We start from the raw sequence: 18,051 nt of genomic DNA on the forward strand, positions 1-18,051 counted from the left end.
ATCGCCCGGAGCGGGCCGTCAGCGCTGGGCGACGGCCTGCTTCACCAGCGTCCTGCCGAAGTCCCACATCAGCCCGGACCCGCCGTGCGCCTCGTCCATGACCGCGCGGAAGGCGCCGACGAACCGGTCGACGTCCCGCTCGTCCACGACCAGCGGCGGAATGAGCTTGATGACCTCCAGGTGGTCCCCGGAGACCTGGGTGAGGATCCGGTGCTTCTGGAGCAGCGGCACCACGACCATCTGGGCGAAGAGCCCCTTGCGGGCCGCCTGCAGCATCGTCCACCGGCTGCGCAGCCCCAGCGAGGACGGCCGGCCGAACTCGATGCCGATCATCAGCCCGCGCCCGCGCACCTCGTGCAGCAGCTCGTACTCGTCCACCATGGCCGCGAGCCGCCCGCGCAGCAGGTCCCCCGTCGCCCGGGCGTGCGCGACGAGCTCCTCGTCCTCCATGACCGACAGCACCGCCAGGCCGGCCGCCATCGCCTGCGCGTTGGACCCGAAGCTCGCGGAGTGCACGAGCACCCGGTCCATGGACGAGTAGACCTTCTTGAAGATCCAGTCCTTGCCCAGGGTGGCGCCGACCGGCACGTAGCCGCCCGACAGCGCCTTGGCCACGCACACCAGGTCCGGTTCCACGCCCGGCTCGTGCTGGTACGCGTAGAAGTCACCGGTACGTCCGAGGCCGGTCTGCACCTCGTCCGCGATCAGGAGCGCCTTGTGCCGGTGCAGCAGTTCCTGCGCGCCGAGCAGGAAGCCGGGCGGGGCCTCCAGGACCCCCTTGCCCTGGATGGGCTCGACGACGAAGGCGGCGACGTCGCCCTTGCGGAGCTCCCGCTCCAGGGCGCCCAGGTCCCCCAGGGCGATCTTGGTGTCGGGGAGGAGGGGGGCGAAGCCGTCGCGGAACCCGCCCTCCCCGTTCACCGACAAGGAGCCGGTGGTCAGCCCGTGGAAGGCGTGGTCGCAGTAGAGGATCCTGGGCCGCCCGGTGGCGAACCGGGCGAACTTCAGGGCCGTCTCCACCGCCTCGGTGCCGCTGTTGCCGAAGAAGACCCGGTCCAGGTGCGGGCTGTACGAGAGCAGCTTCTCGGCCAGCAGCCCGGGCAGCGGCTGGCAGTCGAAGCGGGTGAGGTCGGCGAGCTGCGCGTCCAGTACGTCGTGCAGGGCCCGGCGAACCACCGGGTGGTGGCGGCCCAGGCCCATCACCCCGAAGCCGGCCAGCATGTCGAGGTAGTCGTTGCCCTCGGCGTCCCAGAAGTGGGCGCCCTCGGCCCGCTCGTAGACCTTGTCGAAGCCGATGGTGTGGAGCATCCGGGGCAGTTGGTGGTTGAGGTGGCGGGCGTGCAGCTCGTACCGCTCCCCTCCGCGCGCGGCCAGCAGGGCGCCGAGGTCGAAGCCCTTGCCCCCGGCGCCCGCTCCTTCCTCCGCCGGGCTCACGCCGACGCGTCCCGGTTGCCGCCGATCGTCTCCCGGGCCGCCCGCAGGGATTCCTTGAGGGAGCCCATGGTGGCGAGGACGGCGGTGGGCTCGTAGCCGCAGTGCGCCATGCAGTTCGCGCAGCGCGGGTCCTTTCCGCGGCCGTACTTGCTCCAGTCGGTGTCGTTGATCAGCTCCCGGTACGTCGGCACGTAGCCGTCGCTCATCAGATAGCAGGGGCGCTGCCAGCCGAAGAGGGAGTAATTGGGAATGGCCCAGGCCGTGCAGGGGAAATCGACTTTCCCTTCCAGGAAGTCCAGGAAGAGCGGCGAGTGATTGAGCCGCCAGCGCCGCCGGTTGCCGCCCGCGAAGGCCTTCCTGAAGAGTTCCCTCGTCTGTTCGACGCCGAGGAAGTGTTCCTGGTCGGGGGCCTTTTCGTAGGCGTAGGCAGGGGAGATCATCATCTCGTCGACCTTGAGGTCGTCATTGAGGTAGTTGAGTACCTCGATGATCGTCTGCGGGGTGTCCGTGTTGAAGAAGGTGGAGTTGGTGGTCACCCGGAACCCGCGCCTCTTCGCCTCCTTGATGGCCGCGACCGCCTCGTCGAAGACTCCTTCCTTGGCCACGGACTCGTCGTGGCGCTCGCGCAGGCCGTCGATGTGCACGGCGAAGGCGAAATAGGGGGAAGGGGTGAACTTCTCGATCTTCTTGCGCAGGAGCATCGCGTTGGTGCAGAGGAATACGTACTTCCGCCTCGCCACCAACTGCCGGACGATCTCGTGGATCTGCGGGTGCATCAAGGGCTCGCCACCCGCGATGGACACCATCGGCGCGCCGGACTCCAGTACGGCACCGACCGCCTGGGCGACCGGCATGCGCTGCTTGAGCACCCCGGCCGGATGCTGGATCTTCCCGCACCCTTCACAGGCCAGGTTGCAGGCGTAGAGCGGTTCCAGCTCGACGATCAGCGGGAACTTCTCACGCTTGCGGAGCTTCTGTTCGAGAAGATAGGTCCCGACCCTGATGGACTGGCGCAGCGGCATGGCCATCTGGCTCACCTCCTGGGGAGCAGCAAAGAACGGTGCCATTCGTAAAACGCGGGCAGTACGGCACGCAGAACACGGAAGGCCGATATTCCCCCGCGAACCGTGCCGATACGGACGAGCTCATGCTCCGGAGCGTCCACGATCACCCGGACGGCCGCAACCGGGCGGCCGCGGCCCGGGGAAGGCCCGGCGCGGGTGGCGGTCCACAGGGTGGCCGCGGACTCCATGTCGACCGCGATGACGCCGGTGGCGCGCAGCTGCGCGCGCTCCTGGCCGCGGACGACGTGGTCGGATCCGGTCAGTGCGCCGACGTGCACGGTCCGGCCGGGTGCGGCCCGGGCCAGTGCCTCGGCGAGCAGGGCGGTGCCGGTGCAGGTGACGGCCCCCTGCCGGTCCCGGGTCTCCTCGGCGACGACCAGGTCGCCGGGGTGCATGCCGGGGACCAGCCCGGCGCAGAACCCGGTGGCGAGGACGGCGGCCCGGTCCATCCCGGGCCGGTCCAGGGCCCGGGCGACGGCCCGCTCGGCCGCGCGCGGGCCCATTCCGGTGCGCAGCAGGGAGTAGCTCCCGGCGGGGGCGCGGGCCGCCCCGGGCCCGGCGCTGCGCAGCGCCGCCTGCTCGATGCGCAGCGCGCAGGCGACCAGCAGCGGGTCGGGGTTCCCGGCCCCTTCCCCCCCGCTCCGCTGGGGTGCGGCGGACATCAAACGGCCCCGCCGGGGGCGAACGGTTCCCCGTACAGGTAGCGGCCGAGCGCGGTGAGCGGGAACACCTGCCGGTACAGGTGGTAGTTGATGGAGAAGTCCCAGGGGAAGCCGGTGCCGGTGAAGTGCGGCTCGTCCCAGGATCCGTCCTCCCGCTGCGTCTCCACCAGGTAGCCGATGCCCCGTTCGACGGCCTTGCCGTCCCGCTCGCCGGCCGACAGCAGGGCCATCAGCGCCCACGCGGTCTGCGAGGCGGTGGAGGCCCCCTTCCCGGCCCAGGACGGGTCCTTGTAGGAGCGCTGGTCCTCACCCCACCCGCCGTCCTCGTTCTGTACGGTCTCCAGCCAGCGCACGGCCCTGCGGACGGCGGGATGCCCCGGCGAGATGCCGGCCGCGACGAGCGCCGGGACCACCGAGCCGGTGCCGTAGACGTAGTTGGTGCCCCAGCGGCCGAACCAGGCGCCGTTCGCCTCCTGTTCGGCGAGCAGCCAGGCGATGCCGCGCCGGGTCCTGGCGTCGCCGGACCGGCCCTCGAAGGCGAGCATCTCCACGACGTGGGCGGTGACGTCGGCCGAGGGCGGGTCGATGACCTCGCCGAAGTCGCAGAAGGGCAGCCGGTTCGGGAAGGGGCTGGTGTTGTCGGCGTCGAAGGCGCCCCAGCCGCCGTCCTTCGACTGCATGCCGAGGTTCCAGGACACCCCGCGGGCGATGGCCCCCTCGACGCGGGCCGGGTCCGGGTGCTGGATCCGGCGCAGGGCGAGGACGACCTCGGCCGTGTCGTCGATGTCGGGATAGGTGTCGTTGTGGAACTCGAACGCCCAGCCGCCGGGGGCCAGCCCGGGCCGCCGCACGGCCCAGTCCCCGGTGCGGGTGATCTCCTCGCCGAGCATCCAGTCGGCGGCCTTGACCAACGCCGGGTGGCCGGGGTGCAGGCCCGCGTCGGCGAGGGCGATCGCGGCCAGGCAGGTGTCCCACACGGGGGACTGACAGGCCTCGATCATCCGGGCGCCGTCCTCGCGCCACACCGCGAAGCGGTCCAGGGACTCCAGTCCGGCGCGCATCACCGGGTGCCGGAGGTCGTATCCGAGCAGGTGCAGGGCGATGACGGAGTACACGGCGGGCGGCTGGATCCCGCCCCAGCAGCCGTCGTTCTCCTGCCGCTCGACGATCCAGCGGCCGGCGGAGGCCATCGCGGCCTTGCGCAGCCGGCGCGGGGCGAACCGCCGGTAGACGTGCAGGGCCTTGTCCATCCGCTGGAAGGCGCCCTCCCAAGTGGTGAGCGGGGCGGGGCGCTTGGCGGGGTTCGGCACCCGTGCGTCGGCGTGCAGCTCGTCGAGGGCGAAGGGGGCCGGGCGGACGGGGCGCAGCGCGGAGACCACGGTGAGCGGGACGATGGTCTGGCGCGCCCAGCAGCCGAAGTCGTAGATGTTCAGGGGCACCCAGGAGGGCAGGAACACCAGCTCGGGCGGGAGTTCGGGCAGGTGGTCCCAGTTCCACCAGCCGAAGAGGGCCAGCCAGATCCGGGTGAAGACGCGGGCGGCGGCGATCCCGCCGTGGGCGCGGATCCAGGCCGAGGCGCGGGCCATGTGCGGGGCGTCCGGGGCGTCCCCGGCGAGGCGCAGCGCGACGTAGGCCTCGATGGTGGCGGACAGTTCGGGCGGGCCGTCGTGGAAGGTGGCCCAGGTGCCGTCCTCCCGCTGCTCGCCGCGGATGAAGAGGGCGGCGGCCCGGGTGGTGGCCTCGTCCCGGATGCCGAGGAACTGCCGCAGCAGCAGGTCCTCGGCGTCCATGGTGACGTTGGTCTCCAGGTCGCCCTTCCACCAGCCCTCGGGGTCCTGGCGGTCCAGCAGGTGCCGGGTCGCCCGCGCGGTGGCCTCGTACACCCCGGGCGGGGCGCCGTCCGGCGGCTCGGGCAGGTCCGCGGCGGTCCGGGCCGTGCCCGCGCGGTCCGGTGCCGGGCCGGCGGGCGCATCCGCGAGCACGCTCACGCGGCCCCCGGGGCCGTCCGGTGGGCCGGCCTCCGGGCGGAAGCCGGGCGCCGCGTCGCCCGGTGCCCGCGCCGGGCCCGGCCGGTCCCCGACCGTGCCCACGCGGACCCGGCCGCCGCCCGCTCCGGGCATGCCCGGTGGGCCGTAGTCGGCGCGCGGGCCGGCGGCGCCGGGCGCGGCGCCGTACTCGGCCCGCGGGCCGGGCCCCGCCGCGCGGGGCGGCGCGGGGGGCCCCGCTTCGGCGGCCGGGCCGCGGGCGTGCCCCACGGAGGGGCCCGCCGGAAGGCCCGGGGTCGATTCGCTGCCAGCAGCAGCGCCCTGGGCGCTGCCGTCGGTCGTCGCTGTCATGGCTTCCCCTTAGAACAGTGTCCTCTGCTGTGCTGGGGTCTGCCGTCGGCCGGTGCGCCACGCTCAGGTGGCGGCGCCGGCCGGCGACTCGCGATTCATATCCGCTGTCGGGTGGCGATCACCTCTTGCGCACGACGACGAAGTCGGCGAGGTCCACGAGCTGTTCGCGCACGCGCTGCGGCATGTCGACGTCGTCGAGGGCCCGGATCGCGATGGCGTGCTGGCGGCGTGCCTCGTCGGCGGTCCACTGGCGGCCGCCGGCCTCCTCGATGAGCGCCGCCCGGGCCGCGAACTCCTCCTCCGAGAAGTTCTCGAAGTCGCTGGCCTTGGCGTCCGCGGCGAGCAGTTCGGCGAGCTGCTCGGAGGCCGGGCCGCCGGCGGCGAGGGCGGCGACCACCGGCAGGGACTTCTTGCGCTGGCGCAGGTCGCTCCAGGTCTGCTTGCCGGTGGCCTCCGGGTCGCCCCAGATGCCGAGCAGGTCGTCGACGGCCTGGAAGGCGAGGCCCAGGTGGTAGCCGTACTCCTCCAGCTTGTCGGCCGTACGGTCGTCCGCGCCGCCGAGCACCGCGCCGATGGAGACGGCGCAGGCGAGCAGCGCGCCGGTCTTGTTGCCCTCCATCTCCAGGCACTCCTCGACGCTGACGCGCTCGCGGTGCTCGTAGGAGATGTCCTGTGCCTGGCCGTCGATGAGCTTGCGGCTGGCGGTGGTCAGCCGGCGGGTCGCCCGGCCGGCCTCGACGGTGCCGAGCTCCAGCAGCACCTCGTTGGCGAGGGCGAAGAGGGCGTCGCCGACGAGGATCGCGAGGGCGGGTCCGTGCACCTTCCACACCGTGTCGCGGTGGCGGCGCTGCTCGTCGCCGTCCATCAGGTCGTCGTGCAGCAGCGAGAAGTTGTGCACGAGCTCGACGGCGACGGCGCCCGGGATGCCGACTTCGGCCGCGGCGCCCGCCGCCTCGGCGGAGAGCAGCGCGAGGGCGGGGCGCACGGCCTTGCCGCCGTCGCCGTCCGCCGCGTTGCCCTGGGCGTCGATCCAGCCGAAGTGGTAGGCGGCGACGGTGTCCATGGGCGCGGCGAGCCGGTCCACGGCGGCGCGGAGCACGGGGGTCGACAGTGTGCGGCCGCGCTCCAGGAGGGCGATCGTGTCCGCCTTCTCCGCGCCCCTTCCGGCCGTGCCCACACTGGCATCCGTGTTCTCGACGGCCGGATTCCCCGGGTTCACTGGCTCTCCTCTTGTTCCTGTACCTGCTGTGCCGGTGTTGCTGGTGGTGCTCGTCGTGCTCGTGGTGCTCGTCATGCCGCCTCCTGCAGAGGGTGGTCGCGGTGGCGGCCTAGCGCGGCGAGTGCGGCGTGCGCCGCGCTCATTCCGCTCCGGACGGCGCCCTCCATGGTCGCGGGCCAACCGGTGGCAGTCCACGCACCGGCCAGGTAGAGCCCCGGCGTGTCGGTGCGCGCCCCGGGGCGCAGCCGGCCGACCCCGGGGGCGGGGGCGAAGGTGGCCGTCCGCTCCCGGGTGACGAAGAAGTCCCGTACCTTGGCGCCCCGCGCGGCGGGGAGCAGCCGCTCCAGCTCGGGCAGGTACTTGGCGCGCAGGACCGAGACGGGCTCGTCGATGTCGTCCTGGGCCGCGGACTGGGAGAGCGCCAGGTACTGCCCGCCGTCGGGGAGTCCGGAGGACTCGGTGCGGTCGAAGACCCACTGCACCGGGGAGCCGAGTGCGGCGAAGAAGGGCTGCTTGAGCACCTTCCGCTCGTAGACGACGTGGACGTTGAGGATGGGCGCGGTGCCGATGTCGAGGAGCTTGTCGGGGTCGGCGAGGGCGCCGGCCGGCAGCAGTCCGTGCGCCTCGCGCTGCGGGACGGCCAGGACGACGACGGCGGCGTCGAGGGACTCGCCCTCGGTGTCGATCCGCCAGTTTCCTTCGGCGGTGCGGGAGATGCCGGTGACCCGGGTGCGCAGCTCGGTGCGGACGCCGGCCGCGTCGAGGGCCTTGCGGGCGAGCCCGTCGTGCAGGTCGCCCAGCGGTACGTGGGCCCAGCCGATGTCGGCGGCGCCGTTCTCGGAGAGCAGGCCGGTCTTGAAGACCATGGCGGCCAGGCCCAGCGAGGACTGGTCGGCGGTGGCGTTGAGGGTGGCGATGCCGACGAGGTCCCACAGGGCCTCGATGGCGCGCGGGCTCTGGCCGTAGCGGCCGAGCCAGGTGGCGAAGTCCAGGCCGTCCAGGGCCGGGTCGGCGGGGTCGAGGCGGCGCAGCGCGAGGGCGGCGCGGCCGACGCTCGCACGCTCGGCGAGGGACAGGTGCGGGTAGCGGGCCAGCGACCCGGCCAGGTGCAGGGGCACGGGCAGGGCGCTGCGCCGCAGCCGTCCCAGGCGCGGGCCGCCGGGGTGGGCCACGTCGAGGACGGGTACGTCGAGCCGGTCCTGGAGGGGGGCGAGGGCGGCGCCTTCGACGCGGTCGAGGAACCACCGGTAGGCGGTGCAGCACCGCAGGTAGACGTGCTGGCCGTTGTCGACGTTGAGGTCGCCGCGCTTGAAGGAGAAGGCGAGCCCGCCGAGCCGGGGGCGGCCTTCGAGCAGGGTGACGCGGAGCCCGGCGTCGGCGAGTTCGAGGGCGGTGGTGACCCCGGCGAGGCCGCCGCCGACGACGACGGCGTGGTGCTCGGTGCCGGTCATGCGCCCTCCCCCGTGGTGCGGCGGCCCTCCGGGCCGGCCGGTCGGTCCTGAGCGGACGGGGCCGCCCCGCGTGCGGCGGCCCGCCCGGCACGGCCGGAGCCCGCGGGAAGAGACGCGCCAGCCGGCGCGGTGGTTGCCCGGGCGACGGCTCGGCCGGGACGGCCCGCCGGGCGCGGGCGCGGCGCGGCGGCGCCTGCCGGGTGCGCGCTCGGGAGCGTCGCCGGCGCGCCGGACGTGCCCGCGGTCGCGCCCGCGCGGCGCGCGGTGACGGAGGCCCGCGTGCGGTCGGCCCGTACGGCCCCGTGCGGCTCGGCCGCGCATGCCGGGAGTGCGCCCGGGGCCGTCGCCGGGGTCCGGGTGGTGGGAGCCATCAGGGCCGCCTCCGCGTGCTCTGGCGGGAGATGGTCCGTGCGTCGAGGCCGGACAGGCCGCGCACGGCGACGTACGCCTTCTCGTGGGGCGGCAGCGAGACGCGGCCCCGCAGCACCGCCTCCGGCTCCCGCTCGATGCGGTCGAGGAGGCGGCGGTAGATGCCGGCCATGGCGGCCACGCAGGCGCCGCTGCGCCGGTCGAGCATCGGAAGCAGCCGGTAGCCCTCGACGAACAGGGCGCGGGCGCGCCGGACTTCGTGGTGGACCAGCCCGGCGAAGTCGGAGCCGGCGGGCGCCCGGTCGCCGTGGAAGCCGTCCGAGCAGCCGAACTTGGCGAGGTCCTCGGCGGGCAGGTAGGTGCGTCCGTTGCCCGCGTCCTCGCGAACGTCGCGGAGGATGTTGGTGAGTTGCAGGGCGAGGCCGAGGGTGTCGGCGTACTCGGCGGCGCGCCCGGAGTCGGCCGCGCCCGCCGTGGTGCCGAAGACGCCGAGCGAGAGCCGGCCGATGGCCCCGGCCACGCAGCGGCAGTAGGCCTTGAGGTCGTCCCAGGTCTCGTAGGTCTCGCCACGGACGTCCATCAGGACGCCGTCGATGAGTTCGTCGAGGCCGCCGAGCGGGATCGGGAAGCGGCGGGCGGCGTGGGCGAGGGCGACGGCGACCGGGTCGGTGTCGTCCTCGTCGATCTCCTCGGCCAGGATCCGCCCGAGCAGGGCGCGGGTCTCCTCCAGCCGGACCAGCTTGGCCTCGGGCGCCAGCGTCCCGTCGCCGATGTCGTCGACGCGCCGGGAGAAGGCGTACAGCGCCGACATCGCCTGCCGTTTGTCGGTGGGCAGCAGCCGGATGCCGTACGCGAAATTGCGCGCCTGTGAACCGGTGACGGCCTCGCAGTAGCTGTAGGCCGCCGAAATCGGTGCGGACATCGCAGCCGGTGCGGACGCGTGTGTGGGGCCCTCCACGGTCGGGCTCACCCCTTTCTCGGCGCTGTGCGCAGGACGGCGGCAACCTCGCGGAGCAGGCCGCTCTTGGTGGGCTTGGGCGGGCCGGGGAGTACGTCGAAGCCGGCGGCCGTGACGGCTCGCAGGGCTGCGCGCCCTCCTCCCACGAAACCCGCGAGCAGCAGCCGGAGTCTGCCGTGCACGCTACCCACGAGCGGGGTGCCTTCATTCAGCAGCTCGCGGGCGCGCTCAGTTTCGAATGCGACCAGGGAGCGTACGGACGCGCCGGCGGACGGAGCCGCCAGGTCGGCCTCGCTCACGTGGAAGCGCCGCATGTCCTCGGCGGGCAGGTAGACGCGGTCGTTGCCGAGGTCCTCGGCGACGTCCTGGATGTGCTCGACGATCTGCAGGGCGGTGCAGACGGCGTCGGAGCGGCGGACGCGCTCGGGGGTGCTGGTGCCGGTAAGGGAGAGCACGAGGCGCCCCACCGGGTTGGCGGAGAGCTCGCAGTAGCCGACCAGGTCCCCGTAGGTCTCGTAGCGGGTGACCCGCTGGTCCTGGCGGTTGGCCTCGATGAGCCCGAGGAAGGGCTCGGGGGTGAGGCCGTGGGCACGGACCACGGGCTGGAGGGCGAGCAGCAGCGGGTGCCGCGGGGGGCCGTCCGTGCCGCCGAACACGCGACGCAGGTCTGCCTCGAAGGCGTCGAGCATGGCGAGCCGGTCGTCGGCCGCGGCCGGGTCGAGGCCGAGGAGTACGGCGTCGCGTCCGCCGGGTGCGAGATCGCCGTCGCCGATGTCGTCGACGAGGCGGGCGTACCCGTAGACGGCCGTCAGCCCGTCGCGCCAGGCGCGCGGGAGGAAGGCGGGGGCGACGGGGAAGTTCTCCGCGGCAGCCTTGTCGAGGGTGGCGCTCACGTGGACCGTGTCGGACAGGGGCCGGATGCCGTGCGCCGCGGTCACCGCCCGCCGCCCGGGGCGGGGACGGCCGTCGTGCGTGGGGGCCGGAGAATTCCCGTAGCCATTGCCGTCACATCTCCCGTTCTACACTGCCGACCCAATACATCCTATTTCGGACACGCCGCCGGGGGTTTCCCCGGGGCTGCCCCAGGGCCGTTCACCTGCGGGGAATCGTCCCCTCTTGCCGCGATTCAGGACCGCCTCAGCTTACGCTGTAGAACGCCGCGGAGGCCTCTGGGGTATTCGCTCCGGCGTCGAATGTCGCAGCGGAATGCGAAAGCACGCCGAAGGCCCCCACCACGCACGGCAGCGGGGGCCTTCGGAAGGAGCGGACGAGCGCCGCGCGGGGCGCCCTGCGACCCGGAGGTCAGCCGTTGGAGGCCTTCTCGTAGGCCGAGACGACTTCCTCAGTGGGCCCGTCCATCAGGAGCTCGCCCTTTTCCAGCCACAGCACCCGGTCACAGGTGTCGCGGATGGACTTGTTGTTGTGGCTCACGAGGAAGACCGTGCCGGCCTTCTCCCGCAGTTCGCGGATGCGGTTCTCCGAACGCACCTGGAAGCTGCGGTCACCGGTGGCCAGGGCCTCGTCGATCATCAGGACGTCGTGGTCCTTGGCCGCCGCGATGGAGAAGCGCAGTCGCGCCGCCATGCCGGAGGAGTAGGTGCGCATCGGCAGGGAAATGAAGTCGCCCTTCTCGTTGATGCCCGAGAAGTCGACGATGCCCTGGTAGCGCTCCTTGATCTGCTCGCGGCTCATGCCCATCGCGAGACCGCCGAGGACGATGTTGCGCTCACCGGTGAGGTCGTTCATCAGCGCCGCGTTGACACCCAGCAGCGAGGGCTGGCCGTCGGTGTAGACCTTGCCGGCCTCGCAGGGCAGCAGGCCCGCGATGGCGCGCAGCAGGGTCGACTTGCCGGAACCGTTGGAACCGATCAGGCCGATCGCCTCGCCGCGGTACGCCGTGAAGGAGACGCCGCGCACGGCGTGGACCCGGCGGACGCCCGGGGCGTCGCCCTTGCCCCGGCGGATTATCTTGCTCAGCGCCGCGGTGGCGCTGCCCTTGCCGGAGCTGCCGGTGTTGACCCGGTAGACGATGTGGACGTCGTCGGCGATGACGGTGGGGACGCGCCCCTTGGAGTTCTCAGCCACGGCCGTAACGCTCCTCAGCCTTCCAGAAGTACACGAATCCCCCGAGGCCGATCAGGGCCGCCCAGCCGACCGCGAACGCCCAGACGTGCGGCGGCAGGTTCTCCGCGCCGTAGCCGTCGATCAGCGCGAACCGGATCAGGTCCATGTAGATCGCCGCCGGGTTCCACTGGAGCACGTCGGCGATCCACTGGGGCTTGTCCTTGAGCATCGTGTTGATCGAGAACATGACGCCGGAGGCGTACATCCACGTCCGCGTGACGAACGGCATCAGCTGCGCGAGGTCGGGGGTCTTGGAGCCCGCTCGCGCGAAGACCATGGCGAGGCCGGTGTTGAAGACGAACTGCAGCACCAGCACCGGGACGACCAGCAGCCAGGACGGCTGCGGGAAGTTCCCGAAGCACATGACGATCACGACCACGACGATCATCGAGTACAGCAGCTGCTGGAGCTGCTGCATCGAGAAGGAGATCGGCAGGGAGGCGCGCGGGAAGTGCAGCGCGCGGACCAGGCCGAGGTTCCCGGGGATCGCCCGGACACCCGCCATCAGCGAGCTCTGGGTGAAGGTGAAGACGAAGATCCCGATCACCAGGAAGGGGATGTAGACCCCCGGCGGCATGCCGCGGTCCGCCTCGAGGATGAGCGCGAAGATCAGCCAGTAGACGAGCGCGTTCAGCAGGGGGGTCGCCACCTGCCAGACCTGGCCGAGCTTCGCCTGGCTGTACTGCGCGACCAGCTTGGCCCGCGAGAAGGCCATGATGAAGTGGCGCCGTCCCCAGAGCTGGCGCACGTACTCGCCCAGGCCGGGCCGGGCACCGCTGACGGAGAGGCCGTACTTCCTGGCGAGCTCCGCGGCGCTGAGCCCCGCGTCGTCGGACGGCGGCCTGCTCGTGGCGAGGGCGCCGTCGTGGGTTGTGTCACTCACAAGTTGAAACTTTCGTCTTCAAGATGCGGCCAGGTGGGCATCAGGCTGGTGGCGCGAGGCCCGTGATCGCGCCATGTTCCCAGACGCGGGCTGGTCAGATGACAGGTGGTCGGCCCAGGCGGGTCAACCGCCAGACCGTACGCCATCTCATGGGGCGGCGGGGTCCGCAGGGAGTGGTCCATCCCTCACGGAATCCGCCGAACCAGGCCTTGAGCGCCGGCGCCGAGGGCCTGCGTACGAGCGTCAGCAGGAGCCAGACGCCCAGGTAGACCGGGACCAGCGGAGCGGGCAGGTTGCGGCGGGCGAGCCACACCCGGTTACGGGCCACCATACGGTGGTAGACCGCGTGCCGGGAGGGGGCAGTGGTCGGGTGCAGCAGGACCATGTCCGCCCGGTAGTCGATCAGCCACCCGGCGTCGAGCGCCCGCCAGGCCAGATCGGTCTCTTCGTGCGCGTAGAAGAACTCTCCCGGCAACGCTCCGACCTGCTCGAACACCTTCGTGCGGACGGCGTTGGCGCCGCCCAGGAAGGTGGTCACGCGGGAGGAGCGCATCGGATCCGAGGCGCGCAGCCGCGGTACGTGCCGGCGCTGGGTCTCGCCGGTGTCCGGATCCGCGATCCGGAAGCTGACGATCCCGAGTCCGGGGTCCTCCGTGAAGGCCTGGCGGCACAGCTCGGCGGTGTCGGTGCGCTCCAGCAGCCCGTCGTCGTCCAGGAAGAGCAGCGCGTCCACCTCGCCGCCGCCGGGGCCGAAGGCCTCGATGCCGACGTTGCGGCCGCCGGGGATGCCCAGGTTCTCGGGCAGCGTGATGCTGCGCACACCCTCGGGCAGGCCGGTGACCTCGACGCCCTGGCCCACGACGACGACCTCGACGGGGTCGCCTTCCTGGCGGGCCACCGAGTCGAGGAGCGCCTTGAGCTCGTCGGGCCGGTTGCCCATGGTGATGATCACGGCGCCCAGCCGCATCGGGGCGGTCACTTGAGCCTGCTGGAGGCCAGGATCGACACCAGGTGCAGCACGGTCTGCAGCACCGCGATGCCGGCCAGGACGGCCACACCGACGCGGGACCAGTACAGGTCGCCGCGCATCTGGTCCAGGACGGCCAGCACCAGGATGAGCAGCGAGGCCTCGATGCCGAGGACCAGGCGGTGGAACTTGAGCGCGGCGGCGGCCCGGCGGGCGAGGGCCATGCCGGACGAGCGCGGCTCGGCCGCCGCGTCCTTGACCACCGGCTTGCCGGCCTGGTGGCGGGCGACGCCGACCAGGTCGGTCTCGGCCTTGATCAGGATCGCGCCGAGCGCCGCGAGGGTGCCCAGGAAGGCCCAGAGCCAGTCGATCCGCCCGGTGCCCCACGGGTCCGCCGCGCGCAGGCCGAAGCCCACGAGGACGGCCGCGTCGCACAGGTAGGCGCCGACGCGGTCCAGGTACACCCCGGAGAGCGAGAACTGCTTCTTCCAGCGCGCGACCTCGCCGTCGACGCAGTCGAGCAGCAGGTAGAGCTGGACCGCGACCACGCCGAGGACGGCGCCCAGGATGCCCGGCACCAGCAGGGCCGGGAGGGCGAGCACGCCGGCGAGGGTCATCACGTAGGTCAGCTGGTTCGGCGTGACCTTGGTGGTGACCAGGAGGCGGGTGATGCGCAGGGAGATCTCGCGCATGTAGAGGCGCCCGCCCCAGTGCTCGCCGCTGACCCGGTCCTTGACGCCCGCCGGGTGCACGACGGGCCGGAGTTCAGCTACGGATGGTCTTGGCATAGTCGGCGTAAGCGTCCCTGATCTCGGCGGCGGACAGGTTGAGGTGTTCCAGGATCGTGAAACGTCCCGGGCGGGTCTGGGGGGCGTACTCGACGGCCGTGACGAACTCGTCGACGCTGAAACCGATCTCCTCGGGCGCCACCGGCAGACCGTGCCGGCGCAGCACCTCGGTGAAGAGGCCGGACTGCTCGGCGGCCCCGCGCAGGTGCATCGCGAAGGCGGCGCCGATGCCGACCTGCTCGCCGTGGAGCGCGGAGCGCCCCGGGTGGAGCAGGTCGAAGGCGTGGCTGATCTCGTGGCAGGCGCCGGACGACGGGCGGGAGTCCCCGCTGATCGACATGGCGATGCCGGAGAGGACCAGGGCCTCGGAGAGCACGGTGAGGAACTCGTCGTCGCCGCAGCCGCCGGGGTGGCGCAGCACGGACTCGCCGGCGGTACGGGCCATGGCGGCGGCCAGGCCGTCGACGGGCTCGCCGGTGATCCGGTGCGAGAGCTCCCAGTCGGCGATCGCCGAGATGTTGGAGATGGCGTCGCCGATGCCGGCGCGGATGAACCGCACCGGTGCTTCCTTGATCACGTCGAGGTCGATGACCATGGCGATCGGGGTCGGGACGCCGTAGGAACCGCGGCCGTTGTCGTTGTCCAGGATGGACACCGGCGAGCAGATGCCGTCGTGGGAGAGGTTGGTGGCGACGGCCACCATGGGCAGGCCGACCCGCGCCGCGGCGTACTTCGCCACGTCGATGATCTTGCCGCCGCCCAGGCCCACGACGGCGTCGTAGCGGCGGCCCTTTATGTCGTCGGCCAGCTTGACCGCGGAGTCGATGGTGCCGTCGACGACCGCGTACCAGTCGGCGTGCGGCAGTACGGGCTCCAGCTTGGCGCGCAGCGCCACGCCGGAGCCTCCGCTGATCGCGATGGCCAGCTTGCCGGAAGCGGAGATCCGCTGGTCGGCCAGGAGGCCCGCCAGGTCGTCCATCGCCCCGCGACTGATGTCGACGACGACGGGCGAGGGGATGAGCCTCGTCAGTACTGGCATGCGATCGTCCGGCCCTTGGCGAGGTCGTCGTGGTTGTCGATCTCGACCCACTTGACGTCGCCGATCGGGGCCACGTCGATGGTGAAGCCGTCGTTGACGAGCTGCTGGTAGCCGTCCTCGTAGTAGAGGTCGGGGTCGCGCTCGAAGGTGGTCTTCAGGGCCTCGGCGAGCTGCTCGGCGGCCTCGGGCTCGATGAGGGTGACACCGATGTACTCGCCGGTGGCGTCGGAGGGCTCCATGAGCTTGGTGATCTTCTGGACGCCCTTGCCCTCGGCGGTGACGACCTTCATCTCCTCGTCGGCCAGGTTCTTGACCGTGTCGAGGGCGAGGATGATCTTCTGACCGTTGCCGCGGGCGGCGAGCAGGGTCTTCTCGACCGAGACCGGGTGGACGGTGTCGCCGTTGGCGAGGATCACGCCCTGCTTGAGGACGTCACGCGCGCACCAGAGGGAGTAGGCGTTGTTCCACTCCTCGGCCTTGTCGTTGTCGATCAGCGTGATCTTGACGCCGTACTTGGCCTCCAGGGCCTCCCGGCGCGCGTACACGGCTTCCTTGCGGTAGCCGACGACGATCGCGACCTCGGTCAGGCCGACCTCGGCGAAGTTGCCCAGCGTCAGGTCGAGGACCGTCAGGCTCTCCTCGTCACCCTCGGGGCCGACCGGCACGAGCGCCTTGGGCAGGGTGTCGGTGTAGGGACGCAGACGGCGTCCGGCACCGGCAGCGAGTACAAGGCCGATCATGCTGGTTCTCCTTCGTCATGTACGGCGGGTGCTCCGGAGGAGACCCAGAATCGGATGCTCTCGACGAGCACCACGAGTGCCACGAACACGGCCGCGGCCGTGAGCGCGACGGGGAAGTCCGCTTCGCGCGAGGCGAGGACGGCCGCCAGGACCGTGAGCAGCAGGACCCGGCCTTCGTGGCCGCCGATCGTCCGCACCAGCCAGTGCGGGGGCGCGCCGGTGCCGCCGCGGATGCGGTACACCGTGTCGTAGTGATGGTAGGCGACCGCCGCGATCAGGCCGAATGCCGCCGGAAGGGCTCCGGGGACGTCCGCCTTGGCGGCGAGCACGAGGACCGTGACGTACTCGGCGGCCCGGAACAGCGGCGGGATCAGCCAGTCCAGGGCGCCCTTGAGCGGCGCGGCGACGGCCAGCCCGGACGCCATGACGTAGATCACGGCGACGGCGATCAGCCGCGGGTCGCCGAACGGCAGCCAGAGGGCCGCTCCGATCATCAGCACCGCGCCCAGGGCCGCCACGTACACGGATCCGAAGGAACCGGCGCGGCCGCGCAGCAGCCGGCCCTGGAGCTCGGCGAGCGGGCCGGAGTCGGAGAGGTCGGCGAGGGCCTGGGCCGCGCGGTCGGTGCGGGTGGCCTTGCGGGTCAGGGAGCGCAGGACCCGGCCGGCGGTGGTGTAGAGCGCGCCGAAGGCGCAGCCGGCGAGGAGGGCGTAGAAGACGATCCGGGGGGTGGTGAGGGCGGTCAGCACCGCGATCATCGCCCAGCGCTCACCGATCGGAAGGATGATCATCCGCCGGACCCACACGGTCCAGCCGACGTTGTCGAGCTTGGCGGAGAGCGCCGCCGTGGGGCTGCCGGAAGGAGATGCACCAGCGGCGGTGGCGTCGTGGTTGGCCTCGTTGAAGGAGAAGTCCACGACGTGCCGGCAGGTCATGAGGATCATCGCGCCGACCGCCAGGGCCCAGACGTCGTCGCCGTTCCGGGCGGCGCCGAGCGCGAGGCCCGCGTAGAAGGAGTACTCCTTCGCGCGGTCGAAGGTGGCGTCGAGCCAGGCGCCCATCGTCGAGTACTGGAGCGAGTAACGGGCGAGCTGCCCGTCGGTGCAGTCCAGGACGAAGGAGACGAGGAGCAGTACGCCGGCCGCCACGTAGCCCCAGCGCTCGCCCGTGGCCGCGCAGCCGGCCGCGATCAGCGCGGTGATCAGCGAGGCGGTGGTGACCTGGTTCGGGGTGAGTCCGCGGCGCGCGCACCAGCGGGCGATGTGGCGCGAGTACGGGCTGATGAAGAAGGTGGTGAAGAAGCCGTCGCGGGACTTCACGGCGGTCCGCAGGCGGACGGCCTCGTCGTCGACGGCGGCGACGGCGGCGGTCGCCGCTTCCCGGTCCGCCGGACCGGCGGGGACCGTGGCGACGAGGGTGCCGAGCTCGGGGCGCTGGACGGCGGTCCCGGCGGCCTCGACCGAGGCGGCGAGCCGGTCCGCGTACGGGCCGGCGCCGTCGGCTCCGGCGCCGGTGGCGAGAGCGGCGGCCTTGTCGAGGGCGTCACGGGCGCCGGGCAGGACGGCGAGAGCGCCGGGGACGGCGCAGGCGTCGAAGCGCGGATCGGTCAGGGCGAGGCGCAGCGCGTGCACGTGCCCGACGAAGGCGCTGTCCACGACGGCCACCCGCTCGCCGGCGGGTACGGCGGCCAGTGCGGCGGCGGCGTCCTCGGGACCGGTGGCGGGGCGGACCTCGAAGCCGAGGGAGCGCAGCTCGTCCGAGAGCGGTGATCCGGGGACCGGCAGGCCGGTGAGGATGACGGTCGGCAGACGAACTCACTCCTTGTAACGGATTCCGGACGGTCGCCTGTGACGCGGCGGCACGTCGGCAGAGGCTATCGGATGAATGGAAGCAGGGGTTCATCACCCGTTTACGCCCCGACAAGCCGAATATCGCGGTCCCGGGCCGGGTCGCGATCATCATCGGTGATCACGGCGCGGTACCACAAACGGCCCTGATGTTACGGTGGACACGCCCC

The 18,051-nt window shown here is 72.4% G+C and carries 15 protein-coding genes; all 15 read right to left on the reverse strand.

Annotation, left to right across the window (positions count from 1 at the left end; all coding sequences use genetic code 11):
• Nucleotides 1-18: 18 nt before the first annotated feature.
• Nucleotides 19-1,434 (reverse strand): aspartate aminotransferase family protein, encoded by a 1,416-nt coding sequence (locus tag IF88_RS0118185; RefSeq protein WP_030712838.1) that lies wholly within the window; start codon nt 1,432-1,434, stop codon nt 19-21.
• The gene (gene hpnH / locus IF88_RS0118190; RefSeq protein ID WP_030712841.1) at nt 1,431-2,462 is read right to left on the reverse strand and encodes an adenosyl-hopene transferase HpnH; all 1,032 of its coding nucleotides are present in this window, start codon (nt 2,460-2,462) and stop codon (nt 1,431-1,433) included. Before hpnH ends, IF88_RS0118185 begins: the two co-directional genes overlap by 4 nt.
• A gap of 5 nt (nt 2,463-2,467) precedes the next feature.
• The gene (locus IF88_RS0118195) at nt 2,468-3,160 is read right to left on the reverse strand and encodes a hypothetical protein (protein ID WP_030712843.1); all 693 of its coding nucleotides are present in this window, start codon (nt 3,158-3,160) and stop codon (nt 2,468-2,470) included.
• Nucleotides 3,160-5,496, reverse strand: coding sequence for a squalene--hopene cyclase (shc, locus tag IF88_RS0118200; protein WP_234323581.1), 2,337 nt, complete (start codon nt 5,494-5,496; stop codon nt 3,160-3,162). Before shc ends, IF88_RS0118195 begins: the two co-directional genes overlap by 1 nt.
• A 118-nt stretch (nt 5,497-5,614) precedes the next feature.
• Nucleotides 5,615-6,790 carry a polyprenyl synthetase family protein gene (locus IF88_RS0118205; RefSeq protein ID WP_199808092.1) on the reverse strand — a complete coding sequence of 392 codons (1,176 nt, stop codon included), beginning with the start codon at nt 6,788-6,790 and terminating at the stop codon, nt 5,615-5,617.
• Nucleotides 6,787-8,166 (reverse strand): hydroxysqualene dehydroxylase HpnE, encoded by a 1,380-nt coding sequence (gene hpnE / locus IF88_RS0118210; protein ID WP_030712852.1) that lies wholly within the window; start codon nt 8,164-8,166, stop codon nt 6,787-6,789. The genes IF88_RS0118205 and hpnE overlap by 4 nt, the downstream gene beginning before the upstream one ends.
• Before the next feature lie 370 nt (nt 8,167-8,536).
• On the reverse strand, nt 8,537-9,457 hold the full coding sequence (gene hpnD / locus IF88_RS0118215) for a presqualene diphosphate synthase HpnD (protein WP_030712855.1): 921 nt from the start codon (nt 9,455-9,457) through the stop codon (nt 8,537-8,539).
• Nucleotides 9,458-9,501: 44 nt separating this feature from the next.
• Entirely contained in the window at nt 9,502-10,431 is a 930-nt protein-coding gene (gene hpnC / locus IF88_RS0118220) for a squalene synthase HpnC (RefSeq protein ID WP_199808093.1), read from the reverse strand.
• Nucleotides 10,432-10,795: 364 nt separating this feature from the next.
• Entirely contained in the window at nt 10,796-11,578 is a 783-nt protein-coding gene (locus IF88_RS0118225) for an ABC transporter ATP-binding protein (RefSeq protein WP_030712860.1), read from the reverse strand.
• On the reverse strand, nt 11,571-12,500 hold the full coding sequence (locus tag IF88_RS0118230) for an ABC transporter permease (protein ID WP_030712863.1): 930 nt from the start codon (nt 12,498-12,500) through the stop codon (nt 11,571-11,573). Before IF88_RS0118230 ends, IF88_RS0118225 begins: the two co-directional genes overlap by 8 nt.
• Before the next feature lie 94 nt (nt 12,501-12,594).
• On the reverse strand, nt 12,595-13,467 hold the full coding sequence (locus tag IF88_RS0118235; RefSeq protein ID WP_420710989.1) for a glycosyltransferase family 2 protein: 873 nt from the start codon (nt 13,465-13,467) through the stop codon (nt 12,595-12,597).
• Nucleotides 13,468-13,475: 8 nt separating this feature from the next.
• A complete protein-coding gene (locus tag IF88_RS0118240) occupies nt 13,476-14,255 on the reverse strand; it encodes a CDP-alcohol phosphatidyltransferase family protein (protein ID WP_051837097.1) in 780 nt (259 codons plus the stop codon).
• Complete coding sequence (locus IF88_RS0118245) at nt 14,233-15,294, reverse strand: iron-containing alcohol dehydrogenase family protein (RefSeq protein ID WP_030712866.1); 1,062 nt, start codon at nt 15,292-15,294, stop codon at nt 14,233-14,235. Before IF88_RS0118245 ends, IF88_RS0118240 begins: the two co-directional genes overlap by 23 nt.
• Nucleotides 15,282-16,034: a sugar phosphate nucleotidyltransferase gene (locus IF88_RS0118250; RefSeq protein ID WP_030712867.1), complete on the reverse strand. Its 753-nt coding sequence runs from the start codon at nt 16,032-16,034 to the stop codon at nt 15,282-15,284. Before IF88_RS0118250 ends, IF88_RS0118245 begins: the two co-directional genes overlap by 13 nt.
• The gene (locus tag IF88_RS0118255; RefSeq protein ID WP_030712870.1) at nt 16,031-17,842 is read right to left on the reverse strand and encodes a DUF5941 domain-containing protein; all 1,812 of its coding nucleotides are present in this window, start codon (nt 17,840-17,842) and stop codon (nt 16,031-16,033) included. Before IF88_RS0118255 ends, IF88_RS0118250 begins: the two co-directional genes overlap by 4 nt.
• Between the last annotated feature and the right edge of the window lie 209 nt (nt 17,843-18,051).

It is taken from the genome of Streptomyces sp. NRRL F-2580, assembly GCF_000720115.1.
In the GTDB taxonomy this organism is placed as follows: Bacteria; Actinomycetota; Actinomycetes; order Streptomycetales; family Streptomycetaceae; genus Streptomyces.